The organism is Desulfomonilaceae bacterium, assembly GCA_041662605.1.
Classification (GTDB): Bacteria; Desulfobacterota; Desulfomonilia; order Desulfomonilales; family Desulfomonilaceae; genus CAJBEZ01.
In genome coordinates, this window is record JBAZSD010000017.1 from 1 (window position 1) to 26,763 (window position 26,763).

The 26,763-nt window shown below is 48.1% G+C and carries 23 protein-coding genes and 2 pseudogenes; 16 read left to right on the plus strand and 9 right to left on the minus strand.

Features of this window, described 5'->3' with window-relative positions; all coding sequences use genetic code 11:
* The coding region (locus tag WC647_13245; protein ID MFA6223274.1) for a transposase at positions 1-761 on the plus strand (761 nt) is incomplete at its 5' end.
* Positions 762-822: 61 nt separating this feature from the next.
* On the opposite strand, the gene WC647_13250 is transcribed toward WC647_13245, so the two are convergent.
* From WC647_13250 to WC647_13260, 3 genes are all read right to left on the minus strand, one after another.
* Complete coding sequence (locus tag WC647_13250; GenBank protein MFA6223275.1) at positions 823-1,428, minus strand: tetratricopeptide repeat protein; 606 nt, start codon at positions 1,426-1,428, stop codon at positions 823-825.
* Positions 1,429-1,430: 2 nt separating this feature from the next.
* Positions 1,431-1,790 (minus strand): helix-turn-helix domain-containing protein, encoded by a 360-nt coding sequence (locus WC647_13255; GenBank protein ID MFA6223276.1) that lies wholly within the window; start codon positions 1,788-1,790, stop codon positions 1,431-1,433.
* Between the two features lie 481 nt (positions 1,791-2,271).
* Positions 2,272-2,499, minus strand: a complete 228-nt coding sequence (locus WC647_13260; protein ID MFA6223277.1) for a hypothetical protein — start codon at positions 2,497-2,499, stop codon at positions 2,272-2,274.
* Positions 2,500-3,192: 693 nt separating this feature from the next.
* Between WC647_13260 and WC647_13265 the strand changes: the two genes are divergently transcribed.
* Positions 3,193-4,983, plus strand: coding sequence for a hypothetical protein (locus WC647_13265; GenBank protein ID MFA6223278.1), 1,791 nt, complete (start codon positions 3,193-3,195; stop codon positions 4,981-4,983).
* Between the two features lie 380 nt (positions 4,984-5,363).
* A complete protein-coding gene (locus tag WC647_13270) occupies positions 5,364-6,950 on the plus strand; it encodes a PAS domain S-box protein (GenBank protein MFA6223279.1) in 1,587 nt (528 codons plus the stop codon).
* 21 nt (positions 6,951-6,971) lie between these two features.
* On the opposite strand, the gene WC647_13275 is transcribed toward WC647_13270, so the two are convergent.
* Positions 6,972-7,505, minus strand: a complete 534-nt coding sequence (locus WC647_13275; protein MFA6223280.1) for a hypothetical protein — start codon at positions 7,503-7,505, stop codon at positions 6,972-6,974.
* Positions 7,506-7,802: 297 nt separating this feature from the next.
* Here WC647_13275 and WC647_13280 point away from each other — a divergent pair, with 297 nt between their 5' ends.
* The 8 genes from WC647_13280 to WC647_13315 all read left to right on the plus strand — a co-directional run bounded on the left by WC647_13280 (position 7,803) and on the right by WC647_13315 (position 16,972).
* Positions 7,803-8,330, plus strand: coding sequence for a V4R domain-containing protein (locus tag WC647_13280; GenBank protein MFA6223281.1), 528 nt, complete (start codon positions 7,803-7,805; stop codon positions 8,328-8,330).
* A gap of 18 nt (positions 8,331-8,348) precedes the next feature.
* Positions 8,349-10,706 carry a response regulator gene (locus WC647_13285; protein ID MFA6223282.1) on the plus strand — a complete coding sequence of 786 codons (2,358 nt, stop codon included), beginning with the start codon at positions 8,349-8,351 and terminating at the stop codon, positions 10,704-10,706.
* Between the two features lie 665 nt (positions 10,707-11,371).
* Positions 11,372-12,409 (plus strand): efflux RND transporter periplasmic adaptor subunit, encoded by a 1,038-nt coding sequence (locus WC647_13290; protein ID MFA6223283.1) that lies wholly within the window; start codon positions 11,372-11,374, stop codon positions 12,407-12,409.
* A gap of 107 nt (positions 12,410-12,516) precedes the next feature.
* On the plus strand, positions 12,517-13,020 hold the full coding sequence (locus WC647_13295; GenBank protein MFA6223284.1) for an ABC transporter ATP-binding protein: 504 nt from the start codon (positions 12,517-12,519) through the stop codon (positions 13,018-13,020).
* The gene (locus tag WC647_13300) at positions 13,017-14,210 is read left to right on the plus strand and encodes an ATP-binding cassette domain-containing protein (GenBank protein MFA6223285.1); all 1,194 of its coding nucleotides are present in this window, start codon (positions 13,017-13,019) and stop codon (positions 14,208-14,210) included. The genes WC647_13295 and WC647_13300 overlap by 4 nt, the downstream gene beginning before the upstream one ends.
* Positions 14,207-15,367 carry an ABC transporter permease gene (locus tag WC647_13305; GenBank protein ID MFA6223286.1) on the plus strand — a complete coding sequence of 387 codons (1,161 nt, stop codon included), beginning with the start codon at positions 14,207-14,209 and terminating at the stop codon, positions 15,365-15,367. The genes WC647_13300 and WC647_13305 overlap by 4 nt, the downstream gene beginning before the upstream one ends.
* An 11-nt stretch (positions 15,368-15,378) precedes the next feature.
* Positions 15,379-16,488, plus strand: a complete 1,110-nt coding sequence (locus WC647_13310) for an ABC transporter permease (GenBank protein ID MFA6223287.1) — start codon at positions 15,379-15,381, stop codon at positions 16,486-16,488.
* Between the two features lie 277 nt (positions 16,489-16,765).
* Positions 16,766-16,972 carry a dodecin family protein gene (locus tag WC647_13315; GenBank protein MFA6223288.1) on the plus strand — a complete coding sequence of 69 codons (207 nt, stop codon included), beginning with the start codon at positions 16,766-16,768 and terminating at the stop codon, positions 16,970-16,972.
* Between the two features lie 215 nt (positions 16,973-17,187).
* Here WC647_13315 and WC647_13320 read toward each other — a convergent pair whose 3' ends face one another.
* Positions 17,188-18,279, minus strand: coding sequence for an SDR family oxidoreductase (locus tag WC647_13320; protein ID MFA6223289.1), 1,092 nt, complete (start codon positions 18,277-18,279; stop codon positions 17,188-17,190).
* A gap of 553 nt (positions 18,280-18,832) precedes the next feature.
* Here WC647_13320 and WC647_13325 point away from each other — a divergent pair.
* The 5 genes from WC647_13325 (at position 18,833) to WC647_13345 (ending at position 23,660) form a co-directional block, all read left to right on the plus strand.
* Positions 18,833-19,108 carry a hypothetical protein gene (locus WC647_13325; GenBank protein MFA6223290.1) on the plus strand — a complete coding sequence of 92 codons (276 nt, stop codon included), beginning with the start codon at positions 18,833-18,835 and terminating at the stop codon, positions 19,106-19,108.
* A 213-nt stretch (positions 19,109-19,321) separates the two neighbouring features.
* A complete protein-coding gene (locus tag WC647_13330; GenBank protein ID MFA6223291.1) occupies positions 19,322-20,524 on the plus strand; it encodes a glycosyltransferase in 1,203 nt (400 codons plus the stop codon).
* A gap of 69 nt (positions 20,525-20,593) precedes the next feature.
* Positions 20,594-20,836, plus strand: a complete 243-nt coding sequence (locus WC647_13335; protein MFA6223292.1) for a transposase — start codon at positions 20,594-20,596, stop codon at positions 20,834-20,836.
* Positions 20,837-21,170: 334 nt separating this feature from the next.
* Positions 21,171-21,626 carry a PAS domain S-box protein gene (locus tag WC647_13340; protein ID MFA6223293.1) on the plus strand — a complete coding sequence of 152 codons (456 nt, stop codon included), beginning with the start codon at positions 21,171-21,173 and terminating at the stop codon, positions 21,624-21,626.
* Positions 21,627-21,689: 63 nt separating this feature from the next.
* Positions 21,690-23,660 carry a PAS domain-containing protein gene (locus WC647_13345; GenBank protein MFA6223294.1) on the plus strand — a complete coding sequence of 657 codons (1,971 nt, stop codon included), beginning with the start codon at positions 21,690-21,692 and terminating at the stop codon, positions 23,658-23,660.
* A gap of 457 nt (positions 23,661-24,117) precedes the next feature.
* Here WC647_13345 and WC647_13350 read toward each other — a convergent pair.
* The 4 genes and pseudogenes from WC647_13350 to tnpA form a co-directional block, all read right to left on the minus strand.
* Positions 24,118-24,711, minus strand: a pseudogene (locus tag WC647_13350) (site-specific integrase).
* A gap of 15 nt (positions 24,712-24,726) precedes the next feature.
* Positions 24,727-25,233, minus strand: coding sequence for a hypothetical protein (locus WC647_13355; protein MFA6223295.1), 507 nt, complete (start codon positions 25,231-25,233; stop codon positions 24,727-24,729).
* Between the two features lie 10 nt (positions 25,234-25,243).
* A complete protein-coding gene (locus WC647_13360) occupies positions 25,244-25,882 on the minus strand; it encodes a hypothetical protein (protein MFA6223296.1) in 639 nt (212 codons plus the stop codon).
* A 158-nt stretch (positions 25,883-26,040) separates the two neighbouring features.
* Positions 26,041-26,439: pseudogene (tnpA, locus tag WC647_13365) on the minus strand (IS200/IS605 family transposase).
* Positions 26,440-26,763 lie beyond the last annotated feature (324 nt).

A 26,763-nucleotide genomic window follows, 5' to 3' on the forward strand; every position in this document is an offset into this window, starting at 1 on the left:
TCATCAATGTGATTGAAAAGGTTTACACCGCCACGGATTCTCGAGGAGTTTTTGTGCTTGATCGTGGAGGAGACCGGGATGCGCTTTACAGACATCTACTCAAAAAAGAGACCCCTTTTCGTTTCATTATACGCCAGAGAGGAGACCGTCATATTTTAGCTGGTTCTAAACGACAGACGCTAGAATTGGCTCAGACGCTCAAGACTCCTTACCAAGAGACGGTGATAAGAAATAAAGACGGTAAAGAGAAGGTATACATAATCCACTTTGGGTTTCGCAGTGTGCGCTTACCAGACTATCCCGACAAGCCATTGTGGTTGGTAGTGGCGAAAGGATTTGGAGATAAGCCCTTGATGCTTCTGACCACTGAACCGATGAGGCGTAACCGGGCAGTGATATGGAGGGTTGTGCAGGCCTATTTGACGCGGTGGCGTGTCGAGGAAACGATCCGTTTCATTAAACAGAGTTACAGACTGGAAGATATCAGGGTGTTGACGTATCAACGAATCAAAAATATGGCCGCATTGGTATTGGCGGTATGTTTCTTCGCTGCGGTTCATCTTGGTCGCAAACCTAAACTGGAGATCCTGGCTCTTCATGCGATAAACGCCGCCCAACGCATTTTTGGAATCCCTGATTTTCATTACTATGCAATTGCTGATGGCATTAAAGAGATCCTTAGCAAGGCTGGTCAAGGCGCAATTTTTCATGAAAAGAAGAAGGGAACGCCTAATCCTCAACTCTCACTCGGGCTAACCTAAATTTTTTGGGGAAAGTCCTGGACCGTTTTATGGTCTTCAAGCGGCTCCTTTTGCCGATTTTTTAAGGGATCTCCGCTTTTTCTTGTAGAGTTGCTTCCGCAATAGCCAAATCTTTATTGGCCTCATTCATGAAACCGAGCTGTACCCTAAGTTTGGCCCTTTCACGATAATAATCAGAGTTCTGGGGGTCAAGTTTTATCGCAGCGCTAAGATGGAGGAGAGCTTCTTCGAAATCTCCATGCTTTCCAAATTGTATGGCCTTTTGGATATGAAGGGGAGCGTTTTTGGGATCAGTGTCATAAACATATGGTGTTTCATGCGAAAAACGGCTTTCAATATGAGCCGAAGCCGCTGTTACAGCAAAATAAATCAAGTCGGCAGTCTGAATACCTTTGATAATGATAGCAGAGGACTTGGTTTCCACGAATCTTCTATACTCGGATTTTTCTTGGCCCCAGAACAGAGTATATTTCGACGCTCCAGGGACCGGTGGCCAGGAAACCATCAAACCCTGATCCACCGGTTCAAAACTTAATTCATTAGGTGGGTTAGGTGGGATTGTGCAGACTGACTCGCCGGGTTGATCGGCGCACGAAACGATTCCAAACAAGGTGGCTAGAAGAAACAAAGCGTAAAAGAGTGAATTATGGTTACGAGCGGAAAACAAGTTCAAAAAACCCTATGAGGGGAAAACAGTTCCCTACGGACGGCAATGTGTCTTTTAAGGGCTAAAAGAGGGTTCCTTTCCTCTTCGAGGGCCAGTAGAACCGCATGGCGCCACTTTTTCGCCACTCCATTAATGAGAGTTTTGTACAACTCTTCCTTATTATTAAAATATTTATACAATGTCCCCATCCCGAACTCCGCCTCTTTTGCGATGTCATGCATGGAGACATCGTGATACCCCTTTTCTGAAAACAGTCTTAGCGCTGTTTGGAGGATCTCGGCACGTTGTTGCAAATTTTTTCGTTCCCGGCGGGGGAGGTTTTCCGGCTGTCCATCGAGTTGATCAAGTAGGGAAAAGGCCATAGTTTTCTCCTTCGGAACGCACGTTCTGAATGTGACGTCAGATTCTAACGTTACCGCTGGCGGTTGTCAAGACGAAACCCACTGTTTACATGAAAACAACCGTTATTGTCGGGTCTATGGCAAAAATGAATAAACCAATTTTCAGAAGAAGCTTGCTGAAAGTAGGCTTCTTTACGACATTGTTGAACGGAACTGGTACCCTCCACCCCGTTCGAGAGCGGCGGCCCCCTTAGCGCAGCTTCACGTTACCGCCGTAGCCCTGCTTCTGGATTTCGACGACCTTGTTGTGGTCGTCCACGAACACGGTTCGCATCCAGTGGTCCTTCAGCTTGGATGGTTCCACCAAAGCATGTGAGACAATGAAGACCTTGTCGCCAGGCCGGAAATGCCGGGCCGGCGCGCCATTTAAGCTTATGACGCCGCATGAGCCATAGGAGCCGTAAAGCCGATAGTTAAGGGAGCTATTATCAGGTGAAGGCGTTTAAGCCATGAGCTTCGCATTTTGTGTCTCCTTTTTGTTTATCGAGTTTGTCGGGTGTGGGAATCCAGTGATTTCACTCAGGTCGTATATTCCTGTGACGCCAAGATGGGAATAGGTTTCCACGGTTCCACATTTAACCTTGAAGCCCGTTATATGGCCGCAATCTATGTCGACCCCTCTCGGGGTATGAGACGAATAACAATGTTCTCGCCCTCCAGATCGGTTCACTTTCGACCGCCAGCATTTTGCCTTTGTATCCTTTTGTGCGTTGAAGATAATCTCGAAACCGCCCATGACATCCTCAGATCGGGATTGGGTACTAAAATCGCACCACAAACGAACACAATTGACCTACAATAAGACGCCAGATCAATGTATAACCCCTTGATAAAACACACATCAGGAATTTAGTGGTCCGATTGTCGGGTACATTTACTCGCCTCACTTCTGTTATAAATGCTTTGTAACTCACAGAAGGTTTCTTGTCGATACGTAACTAACCAATTAACTTAGGTTTTTATGACGATTGTTCTGTTTAGTCCAGTTGGCACGAAATATGAATTACGTTCGGCCTGGGTAAAACTATTCCTAATTTCCCTAATCTGAAACGTTTTTGAGTTCGCTGGATCATGCTTGGTAACTGTGGCCATATTTTTGGAATTACCGTCCCTAGCCAATTTTTGACAGAACTACTTGGTATTGAAGAAAAAGTAACGTTTTTATCCGTAGCGAACTAAATAACAGCGCAAAGGAAAAAGTTATGAACATTTCGCAAAAAAAGCCGTCGCCGGAGTGTACAACACCTAGTCTGAACGTACGAAAAGAACTGAAACCGGACGAGTAGGGCACGTCAGACGGGAAGATATGCAAATTGCCTCCAGTAGCAGCGCTTTTTTCGCTGTTTAGAGGAAAAGCTGCTCAGTGTTTGTTGTTCCTGCCCAACAGGCTGCAGGCAAAAACCAACCTCATTTCCAGGGAGACATTACCGTGACCATGAAAAAAGGACTAGTCGGCCGTACATTGGGAGCCTTGCTCGCGCTTGCTCTCGGGAGCTGTTTCAACTATTCGTACACATGGGCTCGCGATTCGGACCCCACGCCCGTATCTCAACAGGAACAGATCGGAGCAATCAAACGGATACTGGGGAGCGTATCCATCAGGAGAGTGGGCGAGAGCCGCCCTCAACCTGTCAAGGAAAACGACCCTGTATTTCTTCAAGACATTTTGCGCACGGATCGCGCCGGCAAAGCCTGGTGGCGATCGGGTCGTAAGGGGTCGCCCCAACAAGGCGACGCATCACTCGGTAATAGTTCATCGCTTGAGTTCGTCAGATTTGACCAGGAGGGATCGTCGTCTGACTTTTCCGGGGAAGTCGCCCAGGGAATGGTCCGATTCATAAGAGACCTGCCGAAATCGACGCCGCGGTCTCACTTTATTATCTCCACTCCTACGGCTATCATTGAAGTCTTGTCCACCGATCGACCGGCGGATTTTGTCGTGGAAGTAAGTAATGACCAGAAGCTTACTACAGTGTACGGAATCTGGGGGGCGGTCAAGGTCAGACAGCTATTCGCGGAATACGTTCAAGAGCGCATTGTGCGGTCGTGTCAGAGAGTCGATGTGGAGGAGGACAAGGAACCTCAGCCAGTGATTAGCGTTTCTCCGGAAACCTTAACTGAACTGATCCGAAAAACCACTATACCCAAGACCTTGCCGGAAGAGGTTCCTTCGTGTCGAGATTCGACTGTGGTTGAACCACCGGTGATTGACGAAGAACCGCCTTATGTCTTTGGACCACCGGTGATTGACGAAGAACCCCCTGATGACGTGCGATGTCCATGCCCTCCCGGCCAGGAGCTGGTCGGAGGCGCCTGCGAAGGGTGCCCACGGTGGAAAAAATACAGTCGTAGAACCTGCAGTTGTGTTTCCCGATGCAGGCACGACAAGCAGTGCCGCCGGTGCGAAACATGCCGGAATGGTTATTGTGAGCCAATCCACAAGAAATGCCCTCCCGGCCAGAAGTGGGACAGGAAGACCTGCGCTTGCGTGGGAGAATGTCGTCCTATTCACTGCCAAGAAGGCTTCTGGTTTAACCCGCAGACCTGTCGCTGTGAACGGAAGCAGCCCTGCGACAAGAAATGTCCTCCTGGTCAGACGTTGGACGAGAAGACCTGCACTTGCGTGGGATGTCGTCCTATAGACTGTCAAGAAGGTTTCTGGTTTAATCCGAAGACCTGCCGCTGTGAACGGAAGCAGCCCTGCGACAAGAAATGTCCTCCTGGTCAGACGTTGGACGAGAAGACCTGTACTTGCGTGGGATGTCGTCCTATAGACTGTCAAGAAGGCTTCTGGTTTAATCCGAAGACCTGCCGCTGTGAACGGAAACAACCTTGCGACAAGAAATGCCCTCCTGGTCAACACTTAGATGTTGCCGCCTGCAAGTGCGTAGGGGACACGACTGTTCCCACGAAAGGCTGTTCTTCCGACAGCGAATGCGGGCCGCGCTCAGTGTGTCGGCACGGCAAATGCGTACCGAAGGAAGGTCATGTGGACATACCCTCCAAGCCTGAACGTGAACGACCGGTGGAACGTGTACATCCATCCAGGCCCGAACGAGAACAACCAGTAGAACGTTTCCACCCATCGAAGCCTGAACGAGAACAACCGGCGGAACGCGTGCAGCCGTACCAGAGGAAGGACCAAAGACAGTGACGAGCCACAAGAACGCGGAATTACCCGGACACCTCACTTAAGTCTGGACTGGACCATGTTCTTGACTGATTGTGGCAAGGCACGCGAGTCGTAGCCCCGCTCCCCGCAATGACACGTGAGGCAATGTCATTGCGGGCCAAAATGAACAATCTCCTCTGTCGCTCAAATGCAGCGACTTTGTGCGTGGATCCCAAAGCACGTACGTGAACAAAAGTCCACTTTGTACTCGTTCAGACATTTCCCTAGAAAAAAGTTGTTGATTACTATACAAGCAAAAAATTGACAGTTAGGTTGTCTTTACCAGATGGTTGACACCGAAAAATCTTACGCTCAAAATTCGGCCCATCACATGCCTAGCTTCCCCTCAGGAGAAGACTGCCGTGCAAGACCAAAACAAGACCACGCAACAGCTTATTGATGAATTGGATAAGATGCGTCTGAGGGTAGCGGAATTAGAGACTGTTCAAAAGTCGCTGAATGAAAAGGGATCACGATATCGTCAGATAGTTGATAATATAAGCGAAGCTGTTTTTGTAATTCAAGACGGTTGGATCAAGTTCGCGAATGATAAGACTTCAGAAATCACCGGATATTCGAGGGAAGACGCCTCATCCTTCGCCGCCATAACCACCTTTGTTCATCCGGATGATCGAGAAATGGTCGCTCAATATCATGCAAGTCGACTACGGGGGGCTGAAACCCACTACCGGTATGCTTTCAGAGTTGTCCGCAAAGATGGAAACGTACGGTGGACAGAGATGAATTCATCCTCAATAATTTGGAAGGGGAGACCGGCGTCACTCTGTCTCATGGCTGACATCACCGAGCGCAAACAGGCGGAAGTCGAGACCTCGCGGTTAGCCTATATCGTCGAGTCCTCAGATGACGCCATCATTGGTAAAACCTTGAACGGCGATATCGTTAGCTGGAATAGAGGCGCAGAAAGGCTGTATGGCTACAAGGCAAACGAGGTTGTTGGACAACCCATTTCCATCTTGGTCCCGCCTGAACAATTCGACGATCTTCCTAATATTCTGACAAGGATAAGGCGAGGAGAGGACGTCCGTCACTTTGAAACCAAGCGTCGAACGAAAGATGGCAGGATCGTAGAAGTGTCCTTATCCATCTCCGCAATCAAGGACACAGAGGGCTGCATTCTTGGCGCATGTTCCATTGCCCGCGACATTACCGAGGCCAAGCTATTGGAGGAGGAGCGGTTGGGTATGCAGCGCAAGCTTCTCCGCAGTGAGAGGCTCGAGAGTCTCCAGGTAATGGCCGGAGGTATCGCACATGTTTTCAACAACCAGTTAGCGGTGGTCCAGAGCAACCTCGAGTTGTGTCTTACAGATCAGACTCTCGATTCTGAGACCCGATACAGCATCAATATGGCTTTAAAATCGGCCAAACGATTGGCGGAACTCACTCACCAGATACTGATCTACACGGGCAATGCCTTCAACGTCTATGTAGATGTGGACATAAACAAGTTGGTGAAGAGAAATGTCGCCCTTCTCAAATTGCGCATGCCAAAAACTACGACACTCCATTTGAAAATCCATAAGAATCTTCCATTTATTCGCGGGGACGTGGATCAAATAGAGTTGGTAATCATGCATCTGGTCAACAACGCCTCCGAGGCTATTGGTGATACTGCGGGAGACGTGACAATCAGAACCGGTGTCATGGATTGCGATGAAGAGTATCTTAACGTTAGCCGAATTGAAGAGAAACCTGCGCCGGGTCGGTTCGTGTTTCTGGAAGTTACAGACACTGGCTCTGGGATGGATATCGAAACTCAACACAAGCTTTTTGATCCGTTCTTTACAACCAAGTTCGCTGGTCGAGGCCTTGGGATGGCCGCAGTGATCGGGATAGTAAAGGTTCATCATGGAGCTATAATGGTAGATAGCGAAGTTGGGAAGGGCGCTACAATACGTGTTTTGTTTTCAGCGGCGGTTTCAGCCTAGATGTTATGAAGGCGCCGGATTTTATGACCCATGGGGGACCGTGCGGGTCGAATCACAAACTCGATCAACTCTAAGTAACACAACTCCATTAACTAATTCGGTTGATATAAGAAGGTGTATGTCCGCATTCTCCGCACCTGCCATTCGGTGAAGGCATGCCGGCACCTTCACATGAGTTATTCCAGTTTTGAATGTGTCCGTGACTGTTCTCCTGATGGCGCAGGCGCTGCAGTGAGCAGTCTTTCCGCATCCTTCAGGCAGTCTGGCGTGTTCACACTCGAACACATCACCTCCCTTGTAGCCTTCTATGGCGGGCAATTCCTTTTGGAGCAATTCACGTGCCCGTCTGTTGGCGGTTTTAACATTTACATCCCCGTTAACCACCAGAATAGGATCTCCGAGACCATCAAGATATTCCTGCAAGGGCATGCCGAGCTGGGCGAAGAGATGAAACGCGCATTGCTCACAAATCCCGTGAGAAACATCATGTTGAGAATCAAAATTGGTTTCCACCACTCCGAGATCTTTACCACACCAAGCGCAGACTTTTTTCATGCCAGACCTACAATCAAGGCGCCAGGATAATTATTAGTGAGTTGGTTGGATTGTGCCCATCAACCATGACGTTCTCTCTAATCTTCGCTGGAGTCTCCTGGGACAAAGCGTCTTTCAGTTAAAAATACTATATACCACGGGGCAACCTTTAGAACTCATTATCATACTATCCTGAAGCGGCAAAAAGTACTTTGGCAAACAGCTCCGGGAAATGATAACGTAATCATAGAAGATCTGGCAATGTTCAGATGTGAAGGCGATCTCTATTCCCCCCTCTTTTGAATAGGAGGTTCCGTAATGTTTAAGGAAGAACGCGCCGAATATCAATTTCAATGGAAAGATCTCGGAAATATCGAAGAAGGTCGTCCGAACCTTGGTCCTTCCACTCTAGTGTCTGTTTACAGGTTGATGCAATATACTTTGAGGGATGTTCTGATTACCAGGTATGGAGTTGAGACCGCTAATGAACTTTTCGTGGAGGCCGGCAAACTTGCCGGCGCGGAGTTTTCCAAGAATATGCTCGATTTAAGCGTGGACTTTGAGGGGTTCGTGGCGCAACTTCAGGAGAGACTGAGAACGCTCAACATCGGTATCTTGCGAATTGAAAAAGCCGACATATCCAAAATGGATTTTGTGTTAACCGTCTCGGAGGATCTGGATTGTTCAGGTTTACCAATTGTGGGAGAGACTGTCTGTGATTACGATGAGGGATTCATTGCGGGAATCTTGACCGCTTACACCGGAAAGGATTTTGAAGTAAAAGAGATCGACTGTTGGGCTACCGGTGACAGAACCTGTAGGTTTACAGCAAGACTGAAGCAATAGACTTGTATAGAGGTACAGTTGTCCTTACTGGACAATATTAGTCAAGCGATACTCCAATTGACCCGTGGCGAGATTCCAGACACATTGAATGCTCAAGGGCCTCAGGTGTCTGAAGATGTGGCGCGACTTGCCGACGCTGTTAATATCCTAATTAAGAATTATGCGGACTCCCAGCATTTCTTGATGTCACTCTCCGAGGGACGTCTCGATGTTGAACCCCCTCGTAGAAATTTTCTCATTTCCTCATTCAAGCAACTCCAAGCTCACCTGAAACATTTAACCTGGCAGACCCAACAAGTCGCTCGAGGTGATTTGAATCAAAGAGTCGACTTCCTTGGTGATTTCTCTGTTGCTTTCAATTCCATGATCGATGCGTTGAAGGAGAAAAGGCTTATAGAAGAGGACCTCAAGAAAGCCAATCAATATTTGGATTCGGCAAACAGAGAACAAAGACGGCTGCTATCTACAGCAGCAACAGCCATATTAACGTTTGACTCTGCCGGCATAGTTACTGGAGTTAACGAGGAGTTTTGTCTAATTACAGGGTATGCGACAGACGACATCATAGGTAAAACATCCACTGTTCTTGGCGAAGAAATGAGCGCCGGGCCTTTTAGCCTGTTTAGATTGGGGTCAAAGGATCGTCTTGTCCGACACCAGTGTTCCATACGAACCAAAGATGGACGTGTCTTGACTGTTTTGGAAAATGTCTCTGTAGAGAGAGACGATGAGGGAAGGATTATAGGAGGAATAGAATCTTTCATAGATGTCACTGAATTGATCGAAGCCCGGAAGCTTGCGGAACAAGCCTGTGTAGCCAAGAGTGAGTTTCTGGCGAACATGAGCCACGAAATTCGGACTCCAATGAATGGAATCATTGGCATGACCGAACTCGCTCTAAACACTAAAATAACGGAGGAGCAGCGAGATTACCTTGAGTCGGTGATGATCTCGGCTAATTCTCTCCTTGGATTGATCAACGATATCCTGGATTTTTCCAAAATTGAAGCCGGCAAGCTGGAACTGACTCCGATGCAATTCAGTTTGCGGGATTGTATAGCGGACACCATGACCACTATGGCGATAGGCGCCGACAATAAGGGGCTAGAATTAGTGTACAGTGTTCCTACCAATATTCCCGACGCTGTTATCGGAGATCCTGGACGACTTCGGCAGATTCTCGTCAACCTGATTGGCAACGCCATCAAATTTACAGCGGAGGGAGAGGTTGCCGTCAGCGCCAAATTGGAAGTCGAAACAGATGAGGAAATTTGTATACACTTTTCCATTGCCGACACTGGTATAGGGATCCCGTTTGAAAAGCAAGAGAAGATATTTAACGCTTTTGAACAAGCTGATGGCTCGACTTCAAGGGTATACGGTGGCACTGGCCTAGGCTTGTCAATTACGGCCCGATTGGTCGAGATGATGGGGGGTCGAATCTGGGTCCAGAGTGGAACGGATAAAGGAAGCGTTTTTCACTTCATGGTCAGGCTGTTACCCTCGACTGAACCTGCGTCTAAGCGCATTCCGTTAGATGCCTCAAGCCTTAAGGGTGTTAACGTGTTGGTTGTGGACGATAATGCTACTAACAGACGCATCCTCGAAGAATCTCTCAGAGCCTGGGGGATGAACGTAACCTCAGTTGATGGAGGGAAATCGGCTCTTGAAGAGATGAAAAGGAGTGAGATCGCGGGGAGCCCCTTTGCAATCGTTTTGGTTGATTACATGATGCCGGAAATGGACGGATTTGAATTAGCTAAAAAAATCAAGGCTGACCCGAGTATCGCCAATACAACAATGACAATGCTCACGTCGGCGGGACAGCGTGGTGACGCCGCCAGGTGTCTGGAGCTGGGAATATCAGCTTACTTGCTCAAACCGATTAACCAAAAGCAGCTCCTGGAGACAATGTGTGGTTCATTACAGAAAACCGCTGTTACCAAAACCAGGCCTTCCTTGTTGACACGTCATTCAATCCGCGAAAGCAAACGGAGCCTCAATATTCTGTTAGCTGAAGACAACTTGATAAACCAGAAATTGGCTGTTAGCTTGATACAAAGGATGGGGCATAAAGTGTCTGTCGCACAGAACGGTAAACAGGCGCTTGAGGCAATTGAAAGAGAGAAGTTTGACATCATACTGATGGATGTTCAGATGCCGGAAATGGACGGTTTGGAGGCCACCCAAGCTATTCGTACAAAAGAGCGGTTGATCGGACAACAACGTATTCCCATCATAGCCATGACAGCATATGCTATGGCAGGTGACCGAGATCGATGTCTTGACGCCGGTATGGATGGATACGTTTCCAAGCCCATAAATACTCAAGAACTATTTGAAACGATTGAAAATATGGAACTACACAATAACTGAGTGATATATGCAAAAAAACAGTCAAGTTAAAAGAAAACGTTGTCGGCTTCGGGCGCGAAATCGTTTTGGGGCCGACCCCGAACTCAGACCTAATTGCTCGTGCAGCGGACAAGCGTGCTAAGTACCACTGCCAGAGTTGATTTAAATACAAGAAGGCGGTGTCCCTGCAGCAAGGGTCCAGCAAATCGTAAATCTGTATGCCCTTGTCCTTGACTAAATAATTCTAACCATTCGGTGTGTTGATTGTTATTACTGGTGGGCCAACCCTAAAAGGTAATTATTCCAGCATATTAAGGAGTTAATTTATCGTCCAGAGCATCCCTTTAATGTGATACGTAAAGGTATAGATGTATCTACTGGAAGTTTTAAAGCTTGTATGACCTGATATTTCCTGAACGGCCTTAATGTCGCCCGCAATCTGGTATCTTTGGGCGGCAGATGTGTTTTTTATGCTATGAAAACGACATTCGTTGTCAATACTCCGAAATCAAACAATTGAGAGAAAATGTCTAACGGTTTGTGACAGAACGGAGTGACATTTGTTTTGACTGTTTTGAAGCAGCTTATGCGCCTAAGCCAGCGTCCATTTTTTCTAGACGATTAATGGGATTTATCGAACCACTAGGCAAGATAAAAATATGGCATAATTCCAGCGAAGGTCAATTATGAGTAAAAAAGTTATCCGAATCTTTGCCCTGTCGACCCTGATAGTAATCGGTTTGGGGGGAGGTTTCTGGTGGTGGCGTCTCCACGGGCAGCCGACCCAAACAGGCCAATTAGTCCTTTATGGCAATGTGGACCTTCGTGAAGTGAATCTGGCATTTAACGGCAGTCAACGTATTGCCTCGATTTACGTCAAAGAGGGGGACAGGGTTACCAGCGGCCAATTACTAGCCGAACTTGAAACGCAGCGTCTAGAAGACGCTGTCAAACAGGCCGAGGCTCTGGCGGCGCAACAGGGTGAAGTTCTTAAGAGACTTGAGGCCGGCAGCCGGATCGAGGAGATCCGCCAGGCGGAGGCTAACGCCAACAAAGCCCGAGTCGACGCAGATAACGCCCAACGGACATGGGAACGCATACGCGACCTCTTTCACGAACATGCCGTATCCCAACAACAGTCCGACGATTCCGAAGCGGCCGCGAAAGCTGCCCAAGCCACCTCGAAGGCTGCCCAGCAGGCTCTAAACCTGGCCTTGGCCGGTTCACGCGTCGAAGACATTGAAGCGGGGCGAGCGGCGTTGAGCGCTGCTCAGGCCAACATGGCACTGCGCCGGCAGGAACTAAAAGATGCTCGGCTTCATGCGCCGACCGACGGTATCATCCGCGACCGGATACTTGAACCGGGTACCATGGTGACGCCTCAAAATCCAGTCTTGATCCTTGCCCTGACCAACCCACTCTGGGTCCGGGCATATGTCTCCGAGCCGGACTTGGGCAAACTTCGCCTCGGCATGAAAGCCACGATCACCACAGATAGTTATCCTGGAAAGCTCTACGATGGCTGGGTCGGTTTCATCTCGCCAACGGCGGAGTTCACCCCTAAGACCGTTGAGACTACCGACTTGCGTACACGCCTGGTTTATCAGGTACGAGTCTTCGTACTTCAGGGGCAGGACGAATTACGGCTGGGGATGCCGGCCACTGTCACCATCGATATTGAACAAGCCTCAAAGCCCGATCGTTCGAGCGCCGGACAGTCCTGATGTTAACAACGGATTCGATTCCCGAACCGGACAACACGGCAGGTCAGGCGCTCGATTTCAAGGACGTTACGAAGGTTTTCCAATCGGGTAAACGGATCGTGGAAGCCTTGCGGGGGATTAGCTTTCAGGCGCTACCCGGCATTATTACCGGTATGATCGGCCCCGATGGCGCGGGGAAGACCACAATCATGCGCCTGGCCGCCGGTTTGCTGATTCCCAACTCCGGCCGGATTACCTTTTTTGGTGTCGACGTCCAACAACACCCCTCACGAGTTCAATCCTCGCTGGGTTACATGCCGCAGCATTTTGGACTCTACGAGGACCTTACTGTTCAAGAAAATCTGGATCTTTACGCCGACTTGCAGGGGGTTGGTCATGAAGAGCGGCCGGCCCGCTACTCTCAGCTCTTGGACATGACAGGTCTGGCGCCGTTCACGTCGAGGTTGGCCGGGCGGCTTTCCGGAGGGATGAAGCAGAAGCTTGGCCTTGCCTGCACGCTGGTCCGTTCTCCTCGTCTCCTGCTGCTCGACGAGCCAACTGTAGGCGTAGATCCTGTGTCGCGTAGAGAGTTGTGGGCCATCGTAGGAGGCCTGGTTAAAGCGAGGGAATGAGCGTCCTGCTCAGTACGGCCTACCTGGACGAAGCCGAGCGTTGTAGCCGGGTTGTGCTGTTTCACGAAGGACAGATCCTGGGGGAGGGATCCCCAGGGAATTTCAGCGCCCCGATGAAGGGTCGAACATTCAGTATTTCTGCTTCTGGACTTGCGAAACGCGCTATTCAACAGCGTTTGATGGACAATCCCTTAGTTGTCGACGCCATCATTCAGGGAGAACAGGTCCGCGTCGTTGTGAAGTCAGGTGCGCAAACAGATGCGGAATCTTTGCTTCCCGGCGCCGCCGACGTCATACTGCGTGAAGTTGAGCCGCGCTTCGAAGATGGCTTTATCTCGCTGCTCCGCGAACGAGTGGCCGAAACTTCACAGAGGATGTCATTCGATATCCGCGAACTGTCATCCCGGCAAGCCCTCTCAGCGTCGAGCGGACCGGTAATCAAGGTCCAGGATCTGGAGCGGCGCTTCGGGGATTTCTTCGCCGTTCGGGATGTCACATTCGATGTTGGTCGCGGCGAGATCTTTGGACTGTTGGGGGCCAATGGAGCGGGCAAGTCCACAACGTTTCGCATGCTCTGCGGCTTGCTGCCGGCTAGTGGGGGAACTTTAAGGGTCGCCGGTTTGGACCTGCGTCACTCGGCCGCAACGGCTAGAGGCCGCATCGGATACATGTCTCAAAAATTTTCGCTTTACGGCGTCTTGAGTGTTCGCGAAAATTTACAATTCTTCGGCAGCGCCTATGGTCTTGATCGTCGGCGCCGAGCAAGGCGGATCGACTGGGCTATGGAACAGTTTGGGCTTGAACCGGTTTCTTCGGTCACCAGCGCCGATCTGCCACTGGGCTACAAGCAGCGCTTGGCCATGGCTTGCGCTTTGATGCATGAGCCTGACATCCTGTTTCTTGATGAACCCACATCGGGGGTAGATCCTCTGGCTCGCCGTGAATTCTGGCGCCGCATAAGCGCCCTAGCCGAACGTGGGGTCACCGTGATGGTGACCACTCATTTCATGGAAGAGGCTGAATACTGTGACCGGCTGGCCATCATGGCCGCCGGTGAAATTCTCGCCCTGGGAACTCCAGAGCAGATCAAGGACAGGATGCGGACTGATTCCCAGCGGGAACCTACCATGGAGGATGCTTTCATCGGCCTACTCAAAGACTACGAGAGAATGAAAGCGAACGCGGCATGAGCGAGACGAGCCAATCTTTGCCTCCTCCTCCAGTCCGCTTCGGCGCCTTGATGCGAATGAAAGGCTTGATCCGAAAGGAATTTCTCCAGATCCTACGCGATCCTAGCAGCATAGCCATCGCCTTCCTGATGCCTTTCTTTTTGCTGCTGCTTTTCGGTTATGGGGTATCGCTGGATGCTGAGCACGTCCCTGTGGCCTTGGTAGTGGAGGCGTCAGATCCCGAAACAGCCAGTTTGACAGGCTCCTTTATGGCTTCGCGTTATTTCGCTCCGACCGTCTACTTAAATATGTCCGAAGCCATCGCAGCCATGAATGATCGTCGGGCGGACGCGATCGTCCATCTGCGCTCAGACTTCGGACGGCTTGTTTATGCCTCTGGCGGCGCTCCTATCCAGGTGATTATCGAAGGCTCGGACGCCAACACAGGTCGCCTTGTATCGGGTTATATCGAAGGCACGATTCAGATCTGGCTGGCCCAGCAAGCCCGACTCAAGGGCCAATCCCTCCAGGCGCCCGTCGATATGCGTCCAAGGATTTGGTTCAATTCCGATGTTCGCAGTCAAAACTTCCTGGTGCCAGGCCTGATTGCCGTCATCATGACCCTGATCGGAGCCCTGTTAACGTCAATGGTCGTGGCGCGAGAATGGGAACGCGGAACGATGGAAGCCCTCGCCGTGACACCTGTGACAATGACCGAAATCCTTCTGGGCAAGCTTGTTCCTTATTTCATTCTCGGCATGGGTGGGATGACACTGGCCGTTTCCATGGCGTATTTTTTGTTCGAGGTCCCTCTTCGAGGTTCGCTGTGGCTTTTAACCGCTACATCGGCCCTTTTTCTCCTGGTGGCGTTAGGAATGGGTTTACTGATTTCGATCATTGCTCGTAATCAGTTCGTGGCTGGTCAGGTGGCCATCATAGTGACTTTTCTCCCTGCTTTCCTGCTCTCCGGCTTCATTTTTGACATCACCAGCATGCCGACGGCGGTCCAGGTTATCACGCACCTGATTGCCGCCCGTTACTACGTGGCGATTCTCCAGACAATCTTCCTGGCCGGCGATATTTGGAGCGTCATTGTTCCCAATACCATAGCGCTGTTCGTGATGGCTGCCTTCTTTCTCGGCGTCAGTCGGCGCAAGGCTCGTAAACGATTGGATTAGGAGCTTAACTGATGTGGCGGCGCATCGTAGCGCTTATGAGAAAAGAATTTCTGGCGATCCTCAAGGACAAAAAAAGTCGGATCGTCTTGATAGGTCCTCCCATTATCCAACTCCTGGTCTTCGGATATGCCGCCACATATGACCTCAACCAAGTCCCGTTCGCTGTCTACAATGAAGATCAGGGCGGCGCATCCAGAGATCTGCTCGCCAAACTGCGTCTCTCACCGACCTTTCATGAAGTCGCAATAGTCACACATGATGATGAAATCGCCCCCCTGATAGATAGCAAGAAGGCGCTGCTATTTATTCACCTAGGCCCCAACTTCAGCCGCAACCTCGGCCAAGGCATACCTGCTCCGCTGCAAGTCATCGTGGATGGCCGCAACTCCAATACTGCCATGATCGCTCTAAACTACATCCAATCGATTGTAGACGCGTTCAACCAGGAATGGGCCGTCGTCGAGGGGCTAGGAAAACCTCGTGCGCACTTGGTAATCCGAGCGTGGTTCAACCCCAACCTGGAAAGCCGCTGGTTTATCGTGCCGGGCATCATCGGCCTGCTGACACTGGTGGTCACGATGCTGGTCACTGCTCTCTCAGTTGCTCGAGAACGGGAACAGGGAACCTTCGATCAACTTCTCGTCACACCGATGCGACCGACGGAGATCGTCCTTGGCAAAGCTCTACCTGGCTTTATCATTGGTTTTGCCGAGGCGACGTTGATCATGGTGGTCGCCGTCTATTGGTTTCACGTTCCTTTGCTGGGTCATCTGGCGACCCTTTATATGGGGCTGTTCCTTTTTCTTCTTTCGGCGATCGGGGTGGGACTGATGATCTCCTCCATCTCCGTGACCCAACAGCAAGGATTGCTAGGCGCATTTCTCTTTCTCGTGCCGTCGATTATTCTCTCTGGATTCACCACACCCATAGCCAACATGCCTCAGACGGTACAATACCTCACTTATATTAACCCCTTACGCTATTTCATGGTCGTCCTACGGGCAGTCTTCCTGCAAGGCGCTCCTTTTTTGTCCCTGCTGAATCAGTTCTGGCCTATGGCCTTGATCGGCATTGTGACCCTAAGTCTCGCAGGCTGGCTTTTCCGGCATAGGATGAATTGAGATTACTTATTCCGTAGCGCTGCACAACGAATGTCCCGAGACTGGCAGAGATTTCGGCTCTGCGAATGACCATTGGTACAAGACGCCTTGTGACCGTCTCTCCACGATAATTGCCAGAATGGCCCCAGAAGAGAATCCTGTTATTGGCATGACCATTACTTTGTGGTGTTTCTCAATATTTTGATTTTATGCTAACAGATCAAGTTCTGTGGTTGACAATTTGGCGCCTGATTCCCTACTCTCTAACACGGTGAGGCATGCTAGTCAGGAGGATACTATGTCAGGACGAGTCGCTCGAGTTACTGAGGTGATTGCGGGTTCGCCTAACAGCTTTGATGAGGCCATAAAGCTGGCTTTTGAACGCGCAAACAAGACTTTAAGAAACATAACCGGCATGAAAATTGTTGATATGAGTGTCATGTGTGAGGCAGGAGAGATACAGGAATACCGTATTCGTGTCGAGGTGATCTTCGTTTTAGAATAAGTATTGAGTCTATTCAATGTCGCGATGCTGCTTCACCAAACATCAATTATCATCCTTCGTTGAACCCCTTGGAATATTTAGTCTTTGCATCTCAACACCCACAATTGTTGATTTAGATAGAAAAGGTCGCTGACGTAACGGTTAATCCACCGCTGTAATCGACTTCTTTAGCCATTGTAAACATCCTCATGTATGAAGGATCGAGCGATTAATTTCTATTGTCGCGATTGCCCCCAGTCCTTTTCAATACCGTAATCAATTATCTTATCGAGATAACTGGAAGTAATAGGGGGAACTGTAAGATCGCCGATTACAGAATCGGTATTCGCCCGATCAAACAATGGATTACTTGCGAAGTGTAACAGAATAGTCTGCATTTGACGCCAAACCATTCGCTCAATCCTGTTCCGGGGCTGTACAAAAGACGCCCCGACCCCGGCGAATCTCAAGCCGCCTACATTGAATCTATTGCAAACATGTGAAAGGGTCCATTGGTGCGTCGGCGGGTTAGAGTGGGTTAGGTGATATATATTGTTATGATATTGAGGTTTTTCCATGATTCTAACGGCCGCCTTAGCCACGTAATCGACAGGTATAACATTAGTCACACCATCAGGATTAGCGGGAATGTCAATGTTAAGATTTAAACGGTCGAGGTTTTTCGAATCGGCCATGAGTCTATCAAGAAGATGCGCTGCTTGAAACAGGATATAATAGCCTCCAAAGGAAGTGCATCTTCCCGTCTCAGAGTGCCCGATTATAACTGACGGTCTCAAAATGGTGGCTTTGCCCATCCAGATTTGTTCCGCTTCCCACTTACTTTCCTCGTAAACGTTTACGAAATCACCTCTTGGATGATTAACTTCTGTAACGACCTCTCCCTGTATCAGTCCGCAAACGTATGCGGTGCTGATAACGTGGACATTCAATGGCTTACGTTCAACGAGCTTATATAGAGCTGTCGTGGAACCCAGATTTGTTTTTAAAGGTTCGCCGCTTTCGTCCATATGTAAACGGGTAGACGCCGCGCTGTGCAGTAATGTGTCAACTTCGTCAATTCCTTTATACTCTTGACACCATTGTTCCCACTGCTCGTCAGCTTCCAGTATTTCACCTTTGAACCATTTGAGAGATTCGGCGCTTCTGGGAAGTCCTAGACTGCTCAAAAACCTTATGGTGTCCATTTTTCGCGATTCGCTTCTATAGTGTGCCCATACACTGTGCCCGCGGTCTAATAGCTCCACTAATAGGTATTCTCCAAGGAATCCTGTTCCTCCAGTGAGAAGAACATTCATAGTATCGGACATGGATCCTCCGCAGGCGGTTAAGCTCTGCCCAGAAAAAATTCCAATTTAATATATTAGTTTAACCTAACCATCGGTAGTAATACAAACTAAAACCTGTCTAACGACGTACCGAACGGCATCATGTCATTTCACTCGGATCTAAGAGTTAACTATTTACAAGGACCAGCATTATAATACCTTGGCGGAAATATTCCAGTTTTCTGCTTGCAGAATTTTTTGATTACACGCCATGCCTAATGGGCTTAACTATATGGTTAAGCTAATTTATTCAATCAAGGGTGTTAAATGTCTTCACACATGTGATTCGGTTTCATTAGCTTTTTTGTTTCGACCCAATGATATTTCTTACTTTCCGCACCATTCGGTGGAAGTGAGAGATGATTTTCCTTTGGGTACTAAATTTGCGCGACAGGAGGACAGGATTTTGATAAGTAAGAAGCATTGTCACGCGGACGCTCGCTTTTTTCGTATTGTTGCGGCGTTTGTCAGTAGCCATGTCCAAAAGGGCTGATTTGCGGAAGGATTTGCATTTTTATCCGGATTAAGATCGAGATTGGGAATTGAAGAGTCCTTTCGGTGTCAAATCATTACTGAACGTCAAGGTGATGTAGGCGGCATTGTGTGTATTGCACGTATAATCAATCGCTTGAAGGCGCCCTATTGGAAGTATATGAGGATCGGCAACGTAGTAGGAATAAAAACAGGGATCAGGTTTATATTCAAGCCGGTGGATACAGCGGCCTGGATTAGAAAGGCTTTGATAAGGCAGTCTTATTCCGGTAGGCTGGTAACAAGATTCGAGGAACCTATCGCCTCGCTGAACAGTTGATTTCAGAGACTTTGGTTCCTGTGCGTGATTTTCATCTATTTATAATCATGATGTTTTTTCAGACTGACATGCCAGCTAAATTATTCGGGAAAGTAATTTCTCAATAACGGGTAAGTCCATGACTGGGTGTTTTAGCTTGGCCTGTTGGTCGAGGTTATGGCAGATTGCTGCTATACAGAGTGATGTATTTGAGTTTGCAATGAGGGCATTCGTTTGAATTATATTTCTCTAGCGTTAGGATCGGCCATTCTATTGTATATTGTTTATTTTTGGTCCATGCGTATGCGTGAGATAACTGATAGTTGGAGATGGGTCCCAGTCCTTGACCCTAACAAGGATACATCCCTCCCCAAATCGCCGCCCCGTATATCGGTCATAGTTCCGGCTAATAACGAAGAAGCCTTGATTGGAACCTCTCTGCGATCGATACTTGATCAGGATTACCCTAACCTCGAAATAATTTGTGTTGATGATAGATCCACGGACCGGACCGCTGAAATAGTTGGAAAGCTATTTGAGGGAAGAACAAATTGCCGCCTTGTGTCAATAACAGAGCTGCCTGTCGGATGGACCGGCAAGAGTCACGCTCTTTATGAAGGCGCCAAATACGCTTCAGGTGAATGGCTGGCATTCCTGGATGCGGACAGCTCATTGCATAAAGCCGCATTGAGGCAGTGCTTACACGAGGCCATACAAAGGAAGATAAACTTTGTAACGCTTTCTCCCAAGTTCATCCTGAACACTTTTTGGGAAAAAGCGCTTATTCCGATATTTGCCGCCATGGCGGCAATTCTATTTCCGCTGGCCAGGGTCAATGATCCCGGTAGTCCTGTTGCAACAGCTAACGGAATGTTTTTTCTTATCAGTCGCATGGCCTATGAAAGAATCGGAGGACATCGCAGTGTAAAAGATCTTGCGGTCGAAGATATTGGAATCGGGAAAAGGGTTAAAGCCACGGGCCTGGGCATACTGTTTGCCAATGGCCGAAACCTTCTACAAACCAAGATGTATTCCAGTTTTCGAGAAGTGTTAGACGGTTGGACACGAATACTGGCCGGGGCAATGAATTACAAACTCTTAACGGTGCTGAAACACTTATGCGTACATATCTTGGTCGGTTTGCCCTCTTTCGCTCTAGGGACTTTTCTCTATACCGAGTCGGCAATGGAACTCTGGCCTAGTTTGTGGTTCCTGTTACCCTTGGCCTGTCTGTTACAATTAGTTTTAATCCCATGGTTCTTTCTTGATCAGGCAGGATTACCTAAAAAGTATTTGGTTTACTTCTCACTTGGAAACTTGATGCTTATCTGGATTTTTGTCGTGATGATTAAGAAGATTATTTTCAGAGACGCTTTACAGTGGAGGGGCACAACTTACGACCGAACTCGTTATCAGTCAAAGTCACTTGATCCATAAGTTCTTCAGCTTTCCTCGACCGATAGAGGATTCACACGCTTTACGACGGTCAATGATTCGGAAACATCTTTGGTATTAAGCTATTCCGACACACAAGTATGCCAAACTTTTCTGGATCACTCCAACTCCGACATCACCCTTAAGCGCCCGAAGAACGTCCTCACTTTGGACAACGCGAGCTGGCATCGCAGTAAAAAAATAAAGTGGGGGCGATTCGAGCCGGTGTTTCTTCCACCCTACTCTCCGGATCTCAATCCCATAGAAAGACTAGGGCTCGTGATGAAATCAGAGTGGCCCTTCTTTATTCGGTGAACGCATACGGATGCCAGGAAAAGTGACTCAGAAAAATAAGAGTCCGTTTCTGACTGCAGCAAGGGTGCAGCAAACGCCATTTTGCGAACCCATCAACCACCAAGCAACAAGTAACTTCTTGTATAAGTCTGGGCAGACTAACCCAAGCCTGTTTGTAAACATTTGATATCATTAGGTTCGTGATTTTTTTACCTCAGTTTTACCCCGGGTTATTGAGAAGTAACTAATTAGTTTGACAAGCATATAATTTCACTAGATAAGCAATAATAAGGGTTATTACGATCAAACCCTTCCACCACTCGCATATGTAGCTTCCCGTTAAGAGGAACCTTCCATGCAAGACCATGATAAGACGAAAGATCAGCTTATTGATGAATTGAATGAGTTGCGCCGTAAGGTGGCTGAACTTGATGCCGTTCAAAAGTCGTTTACTGAAAGTGAATCACGATATCGTGAGATAGTTGATAAAACAAGCGAAGGGATTTTCGTGATTCAAGACGGGTTAATCAGGTTCGAAAATCAAGCGTGCCAGGATATTTCCGGATATAGGTTTGGAGACTGGTCATTCTCTAGCCTCACAGATCTCATCGTTCATCCCGAGGATCGGGAAATGGTAGACCGCTACCATACAGATGGAGTTAGAGGAGAGACCGTCCCTAGCCTGTATGAGTTTAGGATTGTGTCCAAGGACGGAACGACAAAGTGGATGCGGATGAACACCTCCGGAATTATGTGGGGAGGGGAACCAGCGAGTTTTAGCGTCATTACCGACATCTCCGAGCGTAAATAGGCCGAAGCAGAGGCGCATGATATCGAACGGCGGCTGGAACTTGCCCTTACAGGGGCGGATCTGGTGCTGTGGGACGTCAATATTCAGACTGGTGTGGCTGCGTATTGGCCAGAGCGCCTCTCTACGTCCGGATACTCGATTGATGAGATTGCGCCCAACATTACTGCTTGGGGAACACGAGTCCATCCCGAAGACAGCAATCGGATAAGAAAGGCCTTCAACGCCCATGCTAAAGGTAGGCTTCCTCTATTCGAATGTGAATACAGGCTCCGGGCCAAGAACGGCCGATGGAAGTGGATATTGTCCCGGGGGAAGATAGTGGAGCTAGATAGCGGCGGCAATCCTCTGAGAATTATAGGAACCAGTTTCGACATCAGTGCACAGAAAAATGCAGAATTGATTGTGCAAAAGTATCATGAGCAGCTCGAAAGGCAGGTAGAGGAGCGTACCGCTGAACTGGAGCGGGCGTTACAAGACCTGAAACAGAAAACAGAAGAACAGGCCCTTCTTCTAAATACGATAGATGTTCAGGTCTGGTACCTCACCGATCCCGGGACGTATGGTTTAGTCAACCAATCTACGGCTGACTTCCTTGGTGTACAACTCGAAACAATTCCAGGAAAGCGACTGAGCGAATTCTACAGCCCTGACGTGGTAGCTGTTTGGGAGGCTAGTAATACGGAGGTTTTTCAATCTAGACAAACCGTCTATACAGAAGAATTGACACCAAACGCCGCAGGGGAACCAAGATGGATGTCAATCACCAAGACCCCTAAGCTGGATCAGTATGGCAACGTAGAATATGTTGTGTGCGCCGGAACCGATATTACTGAGCGCAAACGCTTAGAAGAAGAGAACCTTGAGATGGAACGCAAGCTTCTCCATGCTCAAAAGCTCGAGAGTCTCGCTGTGATGGCTGGAGGTATCGCACATGACTTCAACAACCAGTTGGCGGTAGTCTTGGGCAACCTGGAACTGGGCCTTATGGATTTGGCTCCCGATTCGGTGGTCAGACCGAGCGTAATGAACGCCATTCAGGCGGCCAAACGATCAGCGGAACTCTGCCGCCAGATACAGATATACACAGGCAACACCTTTTATAACCCTTTAGATTTGGATCTCAACGAGTTGTTGAACACAAACCCCATTCCAATGCAATTGCGTGTTTCCAGAAATGTCACTCTCAACTTGGAAAGCCACAATACACTTCCACCCATTAAGGGAGATCCGGATCAAATACAATGTTTGGTTACGAATATTCTGGTCAACGCCTCTGAGGCGGTTGGTGATAAGAACGGCGAGGTTCGACTTTCTACAGGAGTCATTGATTGCGATGCGGAGTATTTGAGCCGTAGTCGCATCGAAGAGAAGCCCGAACCAGGTCGGTTTGTCTTTCTAGAGGTTACCGACACTGGTTACGGCATGGACGCTGATACTCAGCGCAGGCTCTTTGATCCATTCTTTTCGACCAAATTCTGGGGTCGTGGCCTTGGCATGTCCAAAGTGATAGGGATAACGAAGGGACATCATGGCGCCATAATAGTGGACAGCGAGGTTGGGAAGGGAACTACAATACGTGTTCTGTTTCCTGTGCAGGAAGAGGTCCAGGACTCATTTGTTACACACAACAAAGCTGCGGAAACTAAATCACCGGTGTCCGACATTGCCAGGCGAAAAACTATTCTTGTAGTTGAGGATGAGACAGGGGTTCGTGATCTTGCTGTTAGACGACTAGATGTCTTAGGCTACGACACGATTGTGGCTGGGGATGGAGAGGAAGGGGTAAATGTTTTTCGAGAGCGCCCGAACGAAATTGATCTGGTGATGCTCGACTTCAAGATGCCAAAAATGAATGGAGTTGAAACATTCGGGGAACTCATACGGATCAAGCCGGATGTCAGGGTTATGCTTTGCAGTGGATACACTGAAGATGTTGTAATGCAGAGCTTTCCGGGACAACGTCCTGCCGTTGTCTTGCATAAACCCTATAATATGGAGGAATTGAAGACGGAACTGGATCGTTTGTTAAGCTAGAGAGGGATGTCGGTAAAATCTAACCATAGACGCAATCCTGGGGCATTTCTATCTCGATGGACTTATAATATTTATCGAATTGGATGAGAACGTGGCTCTGTGGCCGTCTCAGAGAGCCTCAGTTGATCGTTTTTGTTATAGTTGAATGGGAATGGTGTTCAGCTTACCAAGCTACCTAATTGTAGGACTATAAGACAGGGGGAGGGGGTTTAGGTTCAGTATAGTGAACCATGTGATGAGTTTTTTATAAAACCCTGGGAAATAAGGGAGGCTGTAAACTTAATTCTGGCTTCAGAAAAAGTCTGCGAATCCCGATCACGCAAATCTCACGCAATAGCGATCTTTAGACCTAATAAAACACTTAGTAAAATTACTATAACAACTTAATGTAATTAAATATTATCTGTGGGCCGTCGGGGGCTAGAACCCCAAACCTACTGATTAAGAGTTAGTAGGATTAAAAATAATACGGCTTCATTACTCGTTTTCCACGATCCGTAGGACACTGGACATCTAACACTTCAGCAGTCGCTTTAAGTTTGTTATCTAAGAAGTGTGCGTATCTTTTTGTCGTTGACTGTTGTCGGTGGCCTAAAAAAATCTGTGTTGCGTATATATCGCCGGTAGCCGAATAAATTCTTGTCCCTGCGTCGTGACGTAAATCGTGCCACCGAAACTCACTTGAAATACCCGCCATTCTCTTTGCCCGTTCAAAAGGTTTTCGCCAATCCACCCTGTAAGTCCTACCCGAAGGTGTAATTCAAAAGTAGTCGGTCTTGTTTTGAGGTATGCCTTGAAGAATTGACCGGCAAGAGTCGTTCATAACCGTCCTCTGTGAAAGTCCACCCTTTTGTTGAACAGTGATAATCCCTGTCTCAAAATCAACCTCAGACCGCTTTAAGTGAATGACGTTTGTCTTTCTCATCCCTGTGGTCATGGTTACAACCAACATCTCGTAAAGTTTTCGGTGTGTCGCTTGAGCGGCTTCGAGGAGGTGAGATCGTTCTTCATCCGACAAAAAAGCTACACGTCCATTTTCGGGAGAATACATCTTGACACCGCTAAATTAGTTTTTAACCTGATCAACCGAATAGTTCCATGCGGCTTTCCCTGCGGCCAGGTGTCTATCGCAAGTCGCCTCTGAAAGACCAGCGGTTCGTAAATCACTTCTAAAAGAACGAATGAGGGCAGGGGTTGTTTCCGAGATTGAATTGTCTCTCCCAAAGTAATCCATGAATCGTTCAAAGTATAATCGGTTGTCAGAGGTATATCTGTTAGATGCGTTTTCTGCTTGCAATTTGGTGAGGTAGCGATCAGACAAGTCTTTCCAGGTAAGTTCGCTTCCAACCCGCTTTTTGCTTTTGGCGTCAACTATTCGCTGTTGCTCCGCGTCTTTCGCCTCTTTCAGCGTAACTTTTCCGAGAGATTCTTTTTTGGATACTCCGTCGTGATCCCAAAATCGTAACCAGTAACGTAATCCGGAAAGTGGGATCTTGGCATTACACTTTGAACATACCTTCCGAGCCAGTCCATTTGGAGTGTGACAATGTGGACACTCGCTTGAAACGGCCATTTTAGCCCTCCTATCGCTTGTGATCGGGTGGGCTTAACAGGTCTACGATCTTCTTCCTGCCAGTAGGGTCCAATATCCTCAATATCTCCAATAAACGTCTGGTGGTAAGGCTTTTGGGTATCTCTGGACTAGACATTCCCTGAAACCAAACCTCATCGGTCAATCCTATCCTACGCGCAAATTCGGACTCTGTCTCCTGGTTCTCTTTTAACGCTACAAGCCGCTTCAGGAAGTAGTTTGGGGGCAAGTTGCGCGCATATTTCTTTTTATGTGTTTCCTCTTGCTTACCTGTGTTTTTACTTAATGTGATTTCTTGCGGTATAAATTTGTAAACTGAGTAAAATAATTCATCATATTCATCTTTAGATAATTCGAGGAATTCCCTCAATTTAATTAAGGTATCCACTTTAGGAACTTGTCCCTTTTCCCAATCTCTAAATATCTTGTGGTTAAGGCCCATCCTATGACCAAATTTTGTATTTGATTCCCCAGGATCCCTGTATTTATTGAGAATATCAATAAACGATCCTCCATGGCTTGTATTGTGAGTTTCCATTGCGTGCCACCATAACGAAGGAATTACAGCCCTCTTTTCAAGATTATTTGGAACCATTAATATCAGATTGTTATCAAGCCCAAAATAGGGCACAGTGCAGGACACGTGAAAAAAGGACAATACCAAATAACCCGTTGCCCCATTTGCCGCCTAAGTAGCCTATTTTAGGGTGTTACGACACATTTTGTCAAAGTTAAATGACTCCCGGCAGAGGCGGGAGCATTATTTTGTTAGCCCCCAAGGGGGCCTGATCAATCGCCCCCTGAAGGGGGCGTATCAAGATGAACCAGATTTAGTTGCTCCAGGCGTGCATCTTCGGCCTTTTGATCCCGAATGTATTTTTTCACGCTAGCCTCGTCCAACGCCACTGTTGAAACATAAAAGCCACGCGCCCGAAAATTCTCTCCTGTAAAGTTTCGCTTTCAGACCGTGAAATTCGTTGCAATTGAGATAGCACTCTTACCCTTGATGTATCCGATCACGCTCGACACATCATATTTCGGTGGAATGCTCAAAAACATATGAACGTGATCCGAACACAGGTGGCCTTCCACAATGTTGGATTCTCTTTGCCTCGCCAACTCAAGGAACACATCACCCAAATGCTTTCAAATCGCTCCATAAATTTGTTTCCGCCGTCGCTTGGGAATGAAAACAACATGATACTTGCAATCCCACTTTGTGTGGTTAGGCTATGTAGCCTTTCATAACAACCTCTCAGAAATAGATTTTGGTGTATTCTGGGAGGCTTGCTCCTACTGGAGCGATCGGTGAAACCTTTGAGAGTCTCCCCGGCAAAGCCGGGGGCTTGCCACTTTTTGGTTAAGTCTTAAAGTGCTTGATATTACGTTCGGAAGGCTATAACCTAAAATTAGAACTAAAAAGCCTAACAATCTGATAAGATGGTACTATTGGGTCCGCCATACAGGATCCGAACCTGTGACCTACTGACAAATAATCAGTAGGTCTTTCTA

Bases quoted from the DNA above. Each gene is read 5' to 3' on its own strand.
- WC647_13255 (MFA6223276.1), bottom strand. From the start codon at position 1,790: ATGGCCTTTTCCCTACTTGATCAACTCGATGGACAGCCGGAAAACCTC.
- WC647_13275 (MFA6223280.1), bottom strand. From the start codon at position 7,505: ATGAAAAAAGTCTGCGCTTGGTGTGGTAAAGATCTCGGAGTGGTGGAA.
- WC647_13280 (MFA6223281.1), top strand. From the start codon at position 7,803: ATGTTTAAGGAAGAACGCGCCGAATATCAATTTCAATGGAAAGATCTC.
- WC647_13290 (MFA6223283.1), top strand. From the start codon at position 11,372: ATGAGTAAAAAAGTTATCCGAATCTTTGCCCTGTCGACCCTGATAGTA.
- WC647_13300 (MFA6223285.1), top strand. From the start codon at position 13,017: ATGAGCGTCCTGCTCAGTACGGCCTACCTGGACGAAGCCGAGCGTTGT.
- WC647_13305 (MFA6223286.1), top strand. From the start codon at position 14,207: ATGAGCGAGACGAGCCAATCTTTGCCTCCTCCTCCAGTCCGCTTCGGC.
- WC647_13310 (MFA6223287.1), top strand. From the start codon at position 15,379: ATGTGGCGGCGCATCGTAGCGCTTATGAGAAAAGAATTTCTGGCGATC.
- WC647_13315 (MFA6223288.1), top strand. From the start codon at position 16,766: ATGTCAGGACGAGTCGCTCGAGTTACTGAGGTGATTGCGGGTTCGCCT.
- WC647_13320 (MFA6223289.1), bottom strand. From the start codon at position 18,279: ATGTCCGATACTATGAATGTTCTTCTCACTGGAGGAACAGGATTCCTT.
- WC647_13340 (MFA6223293.1), top strand. From the start codon at position 21,171: ATGCAAGACCATGATAAGACGAAAGATCAGCTTATTGATGAATTGAAT.
- WC647_13355 (MFA6223295.1), bottom strand. From the start codon at position 25,233: ATGGCCGTTTCAAGCGAGTGTCCACATTGTCACACTCCAAATGGACTG.